The organism is Selenomonas sp. oral taxon 126, from assembly GCF_001683335.1.
Lineage (GTDB): Bacteria > Bacillota > Negativicutes > Selenomonadales > Selenomonadaceae > Centipeda.
Genome location: NZ_CP016201.1, coordinates 270,846 through 283,633 on the forward strand (window position 1 = coordinate 270,846; position 12,788 = coordinate 283,633).

Sequence of the window (12,788 nt, forward strand, 5' to 3'; positions counted from 1 at the left end):
GCATTGCGGCGCTCCTGCCAAGCAGAAGTTTTGCCTCATCATAGGCGACGTTATGCACGCACACCTTTAGCTCGAGGTTGACCGCATTGCTCGCCTCCGCATATGCATCCGAAAGTTTCATCTCGTATTCTTCAGGCGTATTCACCCCGCCCGTATAGAACACATGAAACTCAGGCACCGGCAACGTAATTCTCTGATTCATATAAATCTGCTTCGAATCAATCGTCTTGCGCAGCTGCTCACAGACATAATAGAGGCAACGCAGGGACATATTCTCATTCGGCGTGCTCTGATGCTCGAGAAAAATGAGATAACGCCCCGCCAGCAGGAACGAAACATCGTTCTTGATCTGCGACAGGAATGTCCCCTCAAGCGTCACAATCTCCAGCCGCTCCTCTGCCGCATATGCCTTTCCATGCAGAGCGCCCGCAAGTTCCCTCAGCCGCATTTCATCATTGAAATACATACGAAACAGCGAATCCTGATACTGTCGCCCTTTTTCCATCGGATCACCCGCCTCGGTGCATGAACTTCTTTTGCATCATTATACCATATTTTCAAAGAGAGTCACAGACAAATTGCAGACCATCCCTGCACATGAGGAAAAGTCCGCCACAGTTTCCCGTGGCAGACTCTGCAGACTTCCCCGTCTCACGCACGCGATGCCGCAATCTCCTCGATCAGCGTCCGTGTCTCTGTCAAAAGCCCCGCCAGCTGCTCCTTGCGCTGCTCCATCAGCGTGCGCTGTGCCTCCAGCAGCCGCTGCGCCTCGCGGACACCTTCCTTATCGTGTTCCACGCTCTCCCGGATCTTTTCCCGCGCTCTTGCGACGAGGTCGCTGTAGACCTCCTGTGCGCCCTCGCTGAACGCGTTGCGGATCTCCGCCCTCGCCTTCCTGCTCTCCTTCTCCTTCTGCTCGCGCGTCTCTCCATCCTTGAAGACGCTCCAGATGTTATACAGTGCTCCGGCAAATCCCAGAACAGATCCGAGAACCGCCGCCCCTCGCGCAATGCCGACGGCCCCCCACGGCGCGAACTTGACGCCGAACGTCTTGCCCAGCGTCTTGACGATGCCGTGCATCGCCGATCCCGAGAACTCCGTGAGTTTCCCCGTCGCAACATTCCACGGCATCAGATTGCCGCCGGCGAGCGCACTGCCCTCCTTCAGGCTGTGTCCCGCGAGCCGCTTACCCGCCTGCTGCATCACATCCCCAACAGACACACTGCCTCCGCCGCCCTCACCCTCACGCACAGTGACGGCACGGTTGCTGATCTCAACCACCTGACGCACAAAGGGGGAGTCGTTCAGCTTTTCCATTTCCTTGTCCAGCGTCTCCGCCATCTGCAGGAGTGCCGTATTGACCTCTGCATCTGCCCTGCCGGCAAGGATCTGTGCCTGTGCCTGTGCCTCTTCCAGCGCGACCTTTGCCTCCTCCTCCGACTTGGCACTTTCGATCTTGCGGAGAACGCTGCGCCCCAGCGAGGCGATCTCCGACTGACAGTGCAGGGCGAGCCGCTGTACCTCGCTCTCACAGTCCTGCGCCGCATCGTCGATTGCACGCAGCTTGCGCCTTGCAATCTCCTGATTCCCCTCGTATGCTGCCTGATCCTCCTCGGGGAGATCCCCCGCCTTCATCATCGCATTTTCAAGTGCACGGAGCGGTTTCAGCAGACGGGCGGCAACGCCTTTTGCCGCCACAAAGGCGTTCAAGTTCTCGATGAATGCGTCGTGTCCGCTCTCTTCGAGGAGCTCCTGCCGCAGCTCGCTCTCCTCTTCATCGCAGGACATCTCGTAGTATTTTGTTGCGAGGAAGCTCATATAGAGCTCCTCGGGGCTGTAGGGCGCAATGACCTTGCGCATATCGTCGCGGATAATTGTCTGCTGCGCCGCAGAGTTACCCTCCGGCGCACGATCCATCTTGTTGACGACGAGCACCATGCTCCCGCCGCGCTTCTGCTCGACGGCGAGCTTGCGGAAATGCGCGCCGATCTGTGCGTTGAACCCCTCGCCTGTCACGACGAAGACGAGGAGCGCCGCCTGACCGATCTCAGCATACGTAATATCATCGTGATCCTCGCGCAGCCCCGTATGGATGCCGGGCGTGTCGATGATCTCCATGCCGTTCCAGTCGAACGCCTTCGCCGCCCCCGTCGTAATGCCGGCACCGATCGCCGTGTCGATGCCGGAGAGCATCTTGATGATGCTGGATTTGCCCGCGCTGTACTGTCCGACAAAGACGAGCTTGATCGCACCGTCATCGGGGCGCATATCGTCCGGCAGTGCATCCGCCGGCAACTCCAACGCGTCGAATGCCGCCCGTACTCTGCTGAGCAGCGACTCGGCGCGCTCTGCATATGCGTGCAGTACAAAGTCATTCATCCCCATACCTCCTGTGCATCAAAGATCGGCGTGCAGAAGAGCTGCTGCGCAAGGCGATAGCCTGCGTCCTTTGCCAACTCCTCGGCTGATCGCTCCTGTGCGAGGATCTTGCAGTAATAAGGGCTGGTTCCTCCATATTCAAACGCCTCATCCTGATAGCCGTGAACAAGCCGTCTGCAGTTCTGCGCCAAGGTCTCCGTGCTGCACTCGATCGGCGCACCGAGGATCTCCTCCATCTTACCCTGATCCCGCTTCCCCGGCTTCCGCTTTGCAAGGACGAGTGTCTGAACCCCCGGAATGCGCGCAATCGTCATGACCTCGATATCCTTCGTCACAGACGCATAGCGCTCCGCCTCCGTCCACAGCTCCATATTGAGACGGCGCAGCTCCGTCTGGATCCGCCCGGCTGCACGCGCCTCCTCATGCGCGAGGGCGAGAAGCCGCTCGTCTGCCGAGACGAGAACATCACCCAGTCCGTCGATGCGTGCCTCGATGACCTCATTGACCTTATCTCTGACCTGATCCATGATCTGATCGTGTATCGGATCCATCTGCTTCTTCAGCTTGTCCCGGATCTCGATCTTCTGCTTGCGTATCTTCTCCTCCTTGCTGTCGCCGAAGATGGAAACAAGAAGGCCGGCGGCGATGCCTACAATGGGATTTGCCAGCACGAGAGCCCCCGCTCCGATCTGCAGCCACGTCTTCGTGTCGGATACATCCCCTATCGACATCTGATACCCCAGTCGGATCTGCCCGGAGAACTGCTGCTCGAAGCGCAGATCGTCGAGCAGCTCCCGCTGCTTCCGCTCGCACTGCCGTGAGATATCTTCGAGAAATGCCCTGCGTTTCTGCTCCAGCTGAAGGTGCTGCTTCATATAGTAGTTCCACTTCGCCGAAATATCGCCCTCATAGTGATCCTCGACAAAGTCCTCGATGCCGCCCGTGATGTCAGACCACAGCCGTGCAGAAAAATCAGCATATGCCTCCTTGACGCGTGAGAAGAACGCCTCCCGCCAATCGTCAAGTTCATGCCATTTCCGACGGTGGATCATGCCATCCTGTGCATTCACGGAGCTGTTGCCCAGCAGCCGCTCCATATGCTCCTGCATTGGTTTTACCACGCAGTCCACAAAGGTCTTGATGCGCAGGAATGCGCCGTCCTGCCGCACCTTCGACAGGATATACTCCTCCACAGCGGCAAAATTGCTCGCCTCGTACAGCTCTGCATCATTCAGCCGGCTCTCCTGTCCGAGAAATGCCGCACGCAGATGCGTATAGATGAAGGGAATGCCAGCCCAGTCCTGCTGATGCTTTTCCGCATAGGCGCGGAACTGCGTACAGATTGCATCGAGGCGACCTGTATCGGCAAGGCACTCACGGAGACCACGCAATGCCAGCGCACGGCGATCCATATTCAGCGCTAATTTTACATTGACGAGACCGAGAACACTCTTGCCCAGAGCACGCAGCTCGGCGAGCTTCTCCGCCTCCCCCGCCTGCGGCGCATCATCCGTAAGGATACCTTTCAATTTTTTCCATGGAATCGAGGTACAGCGAAGTATTGCCTCATTCGCTGTTTTCTATACATAGATATTATTCCCCCCCCGCGGATTTTCCTGCCATAAATTAATTTTCTGTCAGGAAAATCCGCAGAGAATTACAACGCGATATTGCTTCGCGCGCCCCCTTGCAAACTTCTCCTTTACAGACCTTCCCCATCTACGGTATAATCATTATGTATGATTTTATATTTTCCGCATTTCATCGCATACAGGCATCATCATGGAGCTTCACCATCCGGATGCCTTTTTGTTTGTATGCCCAAAGGGGAGGGCGTACATCGGATGGATGCGGAGGGAAAGGGGTCACAGATATGAAAGATGAAATCTTTAGTGTGCTCCAGCGGGTTGGGCGCAGCTTCATGCTGCCCGTCGCGATTCTGCCGATTGCAGGTATCCTGCTCGGCATCGGCGCGTCGTTCACCAACCCCACGACGATTGAGACGTACGGTCTCGGCGGCGTGCTCGGCGCGGGCACGGCACTGCACTCGCTGCTCTCGATCATGGCGAGCGCGGGCAGCACGATCTTCGGCAATCTGCCGATCATCTTCGCGGTCGGCGTCGCGATCGGCATGGCAAAGGCAGAGAAGGAGGTCGCGGCACTCTCCGCGATGATCGCCTTCTTCGTCATGCACACGGCGTGCAACGCGATGCTGAAGCTCGGCGGACAGATCCTGCCGGACGGCTCGATTGCGCCGCACGTGCTCGAGGGCACGATTGCCGCCTCCTGCGGCATCATGTCGTTCCAGATGGGCGTCTTCGGCGGTATCATCGTCGGCATCGGCGTCGCATGGCTGCACAACAAGTATCACAAGATCGTCCTGCCAAATGCACTCTCCTTCTTCGGCGGTTCGCGCTTCGTTCCGATCATCTCGACGATTGTCTTTCTCTTCGTCGGGATCCTGATGTACTTCGTCTGGCCGCTCGCGCAGCAGGGCATCTTCGCGCTCGGCAGCCTCGTTACGGGCACGGGCTACATTGGCACGCTGATCTTCGGTATTATCAAGCGTGCGCTCATCCCCTTCGGCCTGCACCACGTCTTCTACCTGCCGTTCTGGCAGACGGGCGTCGGCGGCTCGATGATGATCGACGGCCAGCTCATCCAGGGCGGTCAGAACATCTTCTTCGCACAGCTCGCCTCGCCGAATGTCGCGCATTTCAGCGCGGATGCGACACGCTACTTCTCGGGCGAGTTCATCTTCATGATCTTCGGTCTGCCGGGCGCGGCGCTCGCGATGTATCACTGCGCGCGTCCCGAAAAGAAGAAGGTCGCAGGCGGACTCCTCCTCTCGGCGGCGCTCACCTGTATGCTCACGGGTATCACGGAGCCGATCGAGTTCTCCTTCCTCTTCGTCGCCCCCGCGCTCTTTGCCGTGCAGGTCGCACTTGCGGGCGCAGCATACATGATTGCGCATATGCTCAACATCGCCGTCGGACTCACGTTCTCGGGCGGTCTCCTCGACTTCTTCATCTTCGGTATTCTGCAGGGTGAGGCAAAGACGAGCTGGATGTACGTCATCCCCGTCGGCGTCATCTACTTCTTCCTCTACTACTTCATCTTCCGCTGGATGATTACGCACTTCAACTTCAAGACGCCGGGCCGCGAGGACGACGACGAGGAGACGAAGCTCTATACAAAGGCGGACTACAAGGCGCGCGAGGGCGCGGGCGGCGCATCGGGCGATGCGGGCTTTGACGCAAAGAGCGCGGCGATTGCACGCGGTCTCGGCAGCAAGCGCAACATCACCTCCGTTGACTGCTGCGCAACGCGTCTGCGCTGCTCCGTGACGGACTCCTCACTCGTCAACGAAAAGCTCCTCAAGGCGACGGGCGCAGTCGGTGTCATCGTCAAGGGCACGGGCGTACAGGTCATCTACGGGCCGCAGGTCGCTGTCATCAAGTCGAACCTCGAGACCTATCTCGAAACGGCGCCCGACGTTGAGCCGGAGGATGATGCACCTGCAGCAGCCCCCGCAGAGGAGAAGCCGGCAGACACGCCCGCAGCTGCTCCTGCAAACGCGGCAAAGCGCACGCTGAACAGCCCCGTGACGGGCACGGTACATCCCATCACGGAGGCACCCGATGAGGCGTTTGCGAGCAAGATGATGGGCGACGGCTTCTTCATCTACCCGAGCAAGGGCGAAGTTCTTGCACCCGACGACGGCGAGGTTGTCTTCGTCTTCGATACGAAGCACGCCATCGGCATGAAGAGTGCGGACGGCACGGAGTATCTGCTCCATATCGGCGTAGACACGGTCGCGCTTGGCGGCAAGGGCTTCACCGTCTTTGTCGAGTCGGGACAGCAGGTGAAAAAGGGCGACAAGCTCATGGAGTTCGACATCCCCTACATCCAGGAGAATGCGAAATCCGACGCCTGCCTCGTGATCTTCACAGGCCTGCCCGAGGGCACGAGCGTCGAGATGACCGCCGAGGGCGAAGTCACGGCACTCGATCCCGTTGCAAAAGTCTAACCAAAATTTCCCCTAACGCAAAGAACGCCGCTCCCACGACGGGAATGGCGTTCTTTTTGTGTCATGAATTTCTACCTAAGCGTTCGCGTGGAGTATGCACCGTATTACCATAAAATTCTTCACTTAATAAACCCAACCTGCTTGCAGATTTCTGCACACGCCTTTTCTTTGCGCTCGTTGAAGACGACCTTGTTCTCCTCGAAGAGATTGCGCCCGTGCGTGTCGATGGAGACGATGAGGGGGCCAAACTCCTTCACCTTGCACGTCCAAAGCGTCTCTGGCATCCCGAGGTCGAGCCAGTGCGCATCCACGATCTCCTCGACGCACGTGGCGGCGACAACGGCGCAGCCCGCAGGGAAGACGCAGTGCAGTGCCTTGTGGTCGCGGCAGCCGCGCATCGTGCCGTCCTTCATGCCGCCCTTGCCGATGATGAGCCGCACGCCCGTCTCTGCGATAAATGCCTCCTCGAATTTCTCCATGCGCATGCTCGTCGTGGGGCCGACCGTCACCATCTCGTATGCCCCCTCACCGTGCTTGCGGATGATCGGACCTGCGTGGAGAATCGCGCCGTCCTTCACGTCGACGGGGAGCTTTCGCCCCTCCTCGATCACGCGGCGGTGCGCCACATCGCGGCAGGTTGTGAGATAGCCTGTGAGGTAGATCACGTCGCCCACGTTGATATCTGCAATATCCTCGGGCTGAATCGGGGTCGTCAGCACTTTCTTTTTCATCAGAAATCCACCTCCGCATGCGAGAGAATCCTATAGTCAAGATTCTTGTCAAAGATGATGTGCCCGCGTCTGTGCGACCAGCAGCCGACGCTCACGGCAACACCGATCACAGACGGATGGCGTGCGCTATTCTCGATGTTGACGCCAAGTACGGAGTGCTTGCCCATCAGCCCCTGCGGGCCGAGTCCGATGGCATTGATGCCGTCCTCGAGCAGCTGCTCCATCTGTGCGGCGCGCGAGTTCGGATTGTGCGAGCCGATGGGGCGCATAAGCGCCTTCTTCGAGTGCAGTGCCGCCACCTCGACCGACGTGCCGACGCCGACACCGACGAGGAGCGGCGGGCAGGCGTTCAGCCCGTAGCTTGTCATGACATCAAGGACGAAGCGCGTGACGCCCTCGTAGCCCTCGCCCGGCATGAGCACCATCGCCTTGCCCGGCAGTGTGCAGCCGCCGCCCGCCATATAGGTATGGATCTCGATATCATCACGCTCCGGGACGATATCCCAGAACACGGACGGGATCTCCTTGCCGACATTCTTGCCCGTGTTGTACTCGTCGAACGTCTCCACGGCGTTGTGACGAAGCGGCGCGTCTGCCGTTGCCTGCACGACCGCCGCGTGCAGAACCTCCTCCATCTCGCCCATGTAGGGGAAATTCACCCCGCATTTCAAAAAGAACTGCGCCGCGCCCGTATCCTGGCAGCTCGGACGGTTCAACTTCATTGCAAGTTCCTGATTCTTCTCCATCGTCTCATAGATGGACTTCGCGAGCGGCGCATCCTCCTCTGCCGCCAACTCTCTGATCTTTGCCCGCACATCATCCGGCAGCCGCTTGCCCGTGTACGCCACAAATTTTGCAAGCACGTCGGTCATGCGCGCGATAGCTTCCACTTTCGTCATAATGACGCCCCCTTTACACAGCTCGAATTATACGCTATCCTTCACTATAAGTCGAATACGTATTTTTCTATCCAGCATATAACAAAAAAACTTATAACGAGGTGTGTTATGGAATTTCGTCATTTTCGCTATATCCTGAAAATCGCCGAGGAGGGCACGCTCTCGCGCGCAGCAAAGGCACTCTATGTCTCGCAGCCGTCGCTCTCACAGCTTCTCGCTGCGCAGGAAAAGAAGATCGGTGCGCCGCTCTTTGATCGCGGTACGCGGCTCACACCGACCGCCGTCGGCAGACGCTACCTTGAGATGGCACGCTCCATCATCGCGCTCGATGAATCCTTCCATCAGCAGGTGGACGACATTGTGCGCGGCGCGGCGGGCGATGTGACCGTCGGGCTCACTCAGTTCCGAAGCACACATCTCCTCGCGCCCATGCTCCCCGCCTTTCGCGCGAAATATCCAAAGATCACGCTCCACCTGCGCGAGGATACGACGGAGCGCCTCGAAGAGATGGCGGCGGCGGGAGAAATGGACTGCATGATCTCGCTGCTCCCCATCGACGAGCGCCGCTTCGACTATGACATACTCTTTGAGGAGCGCCTTCTGCTCGCGCTCCCGCCCGCACATCCCGTATGCACCGCACTCGGACTCGTCCCCGGCGACCGCACGTCTCTGCCAAGAGTGCCTCTCGCCGCACTGCGTGAGACGCCGTTCCTCCTGATGCACCGCGAGCAGAAGCTGCACGATATGCTCCTTACGCTCTGCGAGGACGAGGGCTTCGTCCCCGAGATCGCACTCGAAACACGCAGCATGAACACAGCGCACGCCCTTGCGGGTGCGGGGCTCGGCACTGCCGTCCTGCCTGAGACACTGATCGCCGCCGCACCGCCCGCGCATCCGCCCTGCTATGCTGCCATAGAGGGTGATCCCTGCCGCATGATCGTGCTCGCACGTGCGAAAAAGCGCTACCTCCCGCGCGCTGTCAGCATATTCCGCGAGGAACTCCGGACATTCTGCTCTGACATACAAAAAGAGCAGAAGCCGCTTTGACTTCTGCCCCGCTGTTGTCTATGAATGTACGAGATTATTTCACCACATCTCCGTGCCAATCCTTGATGCCGCCCATCTCGACGATGTTCGTATACCCCATATTGGCGAGTTTCTGGGCTGCCTGTTGGCTGCGCGCACCGCTGCGGCAGTAGACGAAGATGCGCTGCCCCTTATCCGGCAGTTCCTTCGGCGGCGTTGTATTGATGGACTCATTCGGCACATTGATTGCGTTCGGGATATGCCCGCCCGCGTATTCGCCCGCCGTCCGCACATCGACAATCAGATACCCTGACTCTGCCGTCATCATCTTTGCCGCTTCATCGGAACTTACACGCTGAAATGCCGTTCCCTGTTCCTTTGCATCGGACGCAGCGGCGGACTTCGGTGTGTCTGCCTGTTGCGCACTGCCGCATCCGCAGATCCCCAGTGTCAGTACACTCAGACAAAGAGCCATAACAAATTTACTCATACAAAACCTCACAATCAAAGAATTATTTCTCAATATCGCCGTGCCAATCCTGAATGCCGCCCATCTCGACGATGTTCTTGTATCCCATATGCGCGAGACGGTTTGCGACATTCATACTGCGAATCCCCTTGACGCAGTAGACAAAGATCGTCTGATTCCGATCAGGCAGCTCACGAGGCGCCTCCTCGCCGAACGCATCCATCGGGATGTTGATCGCATGAGGAATATGTCCCTCCGCAAACTCCTCCGGTGTGCGCACATCGAGGATCAGATAGTCCTGCTCCCGCTGCATGAGCACCTGCGCCTCATCGGCGGTAATACGGCGGTATTTCGCCTGCTCCTTTTGATCTTCATGCGCATCTCCATCACAGCCGGCGATGAAAAGAGCCATCGCAAAAAGCACAAGGACGGCCACAATCTTTCTCATAGATTTCCCCCCAAAACAAACCGCAGAAGCGGTGATCTATCGAAAGAGTATCATAATCGAACCGCCGATCGTCGGCAGAGCGACGATCCAGAAGCGCAGTACGGGCAGCGATGCGAGATGTGTCAGCTTCGCTCCAAAATATGAGCCAACCGAGAGTGCGACGAGTGTCTGTATAAAGAGCCACGGATCGAGCTGTCCATAGAGAACGTAACCGATGCCGCCGCTGATCGAGATCGGCACGATAATCATCATCGTCGTCCCGATTGCCTGGAGAAGTGGCACGCCAAAGACAACCATGAGCGCAATCTGAATATATGCCGCCGAGCCGATGCCGAATGCGCCTGATAAGACACCGCAGACGAAACCGACGGGCAGCCCATAGAGATAGAGCCGGCGCCCCGTGAGGAGCTCCTCGCGCACAGGAATCTGCCGTCCGAGCCACTCCGCCTGATAGATGCGCAGATAGAGGAGGCATGCGCTTGAGAGCAGCATCACGCCTGTAAAGAGGCTCAGATTCGGCGCCTCCATATGGTTCGAGAGCACGGCACCGATCAGCGCTCCGGCAAGCCCCCCCAAGCCAAGGACTGCACCCGTCAGCGGCACAACCTCGCGCTCGCGGTAGTGACTGACTGCACCCGAGAGCGTTGTAAACGCCATTGAGCCGAGCGCGACGGCGAGCGCCTGATGAATGGGAATGCCAAAGCCAACGACGAGCAGCGTGATGATGACACCGCTACCGCCTGCTCCGACAAAACCAATGATCCCCCCCATGAGGAGCATGGACAGAAAGAGCATAGCATTCTCCACCGGAGGCACAGCAAGCTGCGCCCCTATAATATAAAAGGAGCTGCACAGCAGCTCCCATTCATTGCGATGGTGACGCCTATGGGATTCGAACCCATGAACCCGCCGTGAGAGGGCGGTGTCTTAACCACTTGACGAAGGCGCCGATTTTGGTGACGCCTATGGGATTCGAACCCATGAACCCGCCGTGAGAGGGCGGTGTCTTAACCACTTGACGAAGGCGCCACATATGTCAACAGGAGGTACTATATCATAGAATTTACCAAAACGCAAGCAATTTTTTTGCAGCACTCAAAATACTGTTCTCTTTTATGCAGAAAGCTGTGCCAACGCCGCCTCGAGACGTGCAAGACCTGCCTCCCTGCCGAGGATGGCCAGGAGCTCGGTCGCACCGCCCGGCGTCACCGCCTGTCCTGCCGCTGCAATGCGCAGAACCCACATGACTGTGCCCTTCTTCCAGCCCTCGCGCTCGATGCACTCCTCAAGCAGGGCATAGAGGAGATCGTTCTCCCAACGCTCTGCGGGCAGCGCCGCGAGGATTTCGATGAGGACGGGCAGAAGTTCCCGTGCCGCCTCGGGTGTCACCTTGTTGCGCTTGTTCTCGTAGAGATGCACGTCGAACGGCGGCGTCTCGATGAGGAATTCGATTGCGGGGCGTACATCGCCGAGCTTCGTGACGCGCGTACGCAGGAGCGCGGCAATCGCCCCCCACTGCTCCTCGATATGCGCGGGCAGATCTCCCGCAAAGGGACGCGCTGCTGCGGCAAATTCCTCGTCCGTCATCGCCTTGAAGTACTCGCCGCTCATCCAGCCGAGCTTGTCATAGTCAAAGACGGCGGGCGACTTCGACAGCCCCTCGAGCGAGAATGACTCGACCAGCTCGTCCATCGAGAAGACTTCCTGATTCGTCGTCTTCGGACTCCATCCGAGGAGCGCGACATAGTTCACAATCGCCTCAGCGGGGTAGCCCATCTGCACGAGATCGTCAAAGCTCGTCGCACCGTGCCGCTTCGAGAGCTTGCTCGTCTTGCCCGTCGCATCGTCGCGTCCCATGACGGGCGCGAGGTGGACGAAGATGGGCGCCTCCCAGCCGAACGCCTCGTAGAGGAGGACGTGCTTCGGCGTCGAGGTGATGAACTCCGTGCCGCGAATGATATGCGACACCTTCATGAGGTGGTCGTCGATCACGTTTGCAAAATTATAGGTCGGCATGCCGTCGCGTTTCAGGAGTACCTGATCCTCGAGCTCCGTATTCGGAATCGTGACATTGCCGTGGAGCACGTCGTAGAACGTTGTCTCACCGACGAGCGGCATCTTCTGCCGAATGACATACTCCTCGCCGCGCGCGAGATGTTCCTCCACCTCGGCGGCACTGAGGTCACGACACGTACGCGGATAGCCGCCGAAGGACTTTTCTCCCTCGGTCTGTTCCGCCTCCTCCGTGTGGTGGCAGAAACAGCGGTAGGCATGACCGCTCTCCACGAGCTGCTCCGCATATTTCCTGTAGATCTCCATGCGCTCGCTCTGCACGTAGGGGCCGTAGTCCCCGCCGATGTCGTCGGGTCCCTCATCGGGCACGATGCCCGCCGCATCGAGCGTGCGACGGATGAAGTCCACCGCATCCGCCACATAGCGATTGCGATCCGTATCCTCGATGCGCAGGATGAACGTCCCATCATTTGCGCGTGCAAACAGATAGGCATAGAGCGCCGTGCGCAGATTGCCGATGTGCATATATCCCGTCGGACTCGGTGCAAAACGCGTGCGAATCTCCGTATTTGTCAACGTATTTCCTCCAAAATTCCCAAAATCAGCCGCGCAGATAGCTGCACAGTGCGCGGAACATGATGAGCGAGCTCATCGCGCCCGGATCCTCGATGCCGATACTGCGCGGTCCGATGAGTGCCGCACGCCCTCTTCGCGCCGCAATCGTCTTCGTGTACTCCGCACCTGCACGCCCCTCGTTGAGCGCGTCCTCAAGGCACTCACGCAGGCTCTTCCC

11 protein-coding genes, 2 tRNA genes and 1 pseudogene are annotated in these 12,788 nt (G+C 58.6%); 2 read left to right on the plus strand and 12 right to left on the minus strand.

The window, feature by feature from the left end:
• From AXF19_RS14500 to AXF19_RS01160, 3 genes and pseudogenes are all read right to left on the minus strand, one after another.
• Positions 1-505 (minus strand): annotated as a pseudogene (locus tag AXF19_RS14500) (transposase); the annotation flags it as partial.
• A 146-nt stretch (positions 506-651) separates the two neighbouring features.
• Entirely contained in the window at positions 652-2,379 is a 1,728-nt protein-coding gene (locus AXF19_RS01155; RefSeq protein WP_066843932.1) for a GTPase domain-containing protein, read from the minus strand.
• Positions 2,376-3,908, minus strand: a complete 1,533-nt coding sequence (locus tag AXF19_RS01160) for a hypothetical protein (RefSeq protein ID WP_066843935.1) — start codon at positions 3,906-3,908, stop codon at positions 2,376-2,378. The genes AXF19_RS01155 and AXF19_RS01160 overlap by 4 nt, the downstream gene beginning before the upstream one ends.
• Before the next feature lie 344 nt (positions 3,909-4,252).
• Here AXF19_RS01160 and AXF19_RS01165 point away from each other — a divergent pair, with 344 nt between their 5' ends.
• Positions 4,253-6,409: a PTS transporter subunit IIABC gene (locus AXF19_RS01165; protein WP_066843938.1), complete on the plus strand. Its 2,157-nt coding sequence runs from the start codon at positions 4,253-4,255 to the stop codon at positions 6,407-6,409.
• A 119-nt stretch (positions 6,410-6,528) separates the two neighbouring features.
• On the opposite strand, the gene ttdB is transcribed toward AXF19_RS01165, so the two are convergent.
• Both ttdB and ttdA read right to left on the minus strand, forming a co-directional pair.
• Positions 6,529-7,140, minus strand: coding sequence for a L(+)-tartrate dehydratase subunit beta (ttdB, locus tag AXF19_RS01170; RefSeq protein WP_066843941.1), 612 nt, complete (start codon positions 7,138-7,140; stop codon positions 6,529-6,531).
• A complete protein-coding gene (ttdA, locus tag AXF19_RS01175; RefSeq protein ID WP_066843944.1) occupies positions 7,140-8,039 on the minus strand; it encodes a L(+)-tartrate dehydratase subunit alpha in 900 nt (299 codons plus the stop codon). Before ttdA ends, ttdB begins: the two co-directional genes overlap by 1 nt.
• Before the next feature lie 108 nt (positions 8,040-8,147).
• Here ttdA and AXF19_RS01180 point away from each other — a divergent pair, with 108 nt between their 5' ends.
• Positions 8,148-9,086: a LysR family transcriptional regulator gene (locus AXF19_RS01180; RefSeq protein ID WP_066843946.1), complete on the plus strand. Its 939-nt coding sequence runs from the start codon at positions 8,148-8,150 to the stop codon at positions 9,084-9,086.
• A gap of 34 nt (positions 9,087-9,120) precedes the next feature.
• Here AXF19_RS01180 and AXF19_RS01185 read toward each other — a convergent pair whose 3' ends face one another.
• The 7 genes from AXF19_RS01185 to AXF19_RS14875 all read right to left on the minus strand — a co-directional run.
• Entirely contained in the window at positions 9,121-9,555 is a 435-nt protein-coding gene (locus AXF19_RS01185; RefSeq protein ID WP_066843950.1) for a rhodanese-like domain-containing protein, read from the minus strand.
• Positions 9,556-9,577: 22 nt separating this feature from the next.
• Complete coding sequence (locus tag AXF19_RS01190; protein ID WP_066843953.1) at positions 9,578-9,982, minus strand: rhodanese-like domain-containing protein; 405 nt, start codon at positions 9,980-9,982, stop codon at positions 9,578-9,580.
• 36 nt (positions 9,983-10,018) lie between these two features.
• On the minus strand, positions 10,019-10,777 hold the full coding sequence (locus AXF19_RS01195; protein WP_066843957.1) for a sulfite exporter TauE/SafE family protein: 759 nt from the start codon (positions 10,775-10,777) through the stop codon (positions 10,019-10,021).
• Between the two features lie 79 nt (positions 10,778-10,856).
• A tRNA-Glu gene (locus tag AXF19_RS01200) sits at positions 10,857-10,931 on the minus strand.
• A gap of 5 nt (positions 10,932-10,936) precedes the next feature.
• Positions 10,937-11,011 (minus strand) — tRNA-Glu (locus tag AXF19_RS01205).
• Positions 11,012-11,095: 84 nt separating this feature from the next.
• Positions 11,096-12,520, minus strand: coding sequence for a glutamate--tRNA ligase (gene gltX, locus AXF19_RS01210; RefSeq protein ID WP_066849933.1), 1,425 nt, complete (start codon positions 12,518-12,520; stop codon positions 11,096-11,098).
• 76 nt (positions 12,521-12,596) lie between these two features.
• A partial coding sequence (locus AXF19_RS14875; protein ID WP_237141642.1) for a dihydroxyacetone kinase family protein occupies positions 12,597-12,788 on the minus strand: 192 nt, incomplete at its 5' end.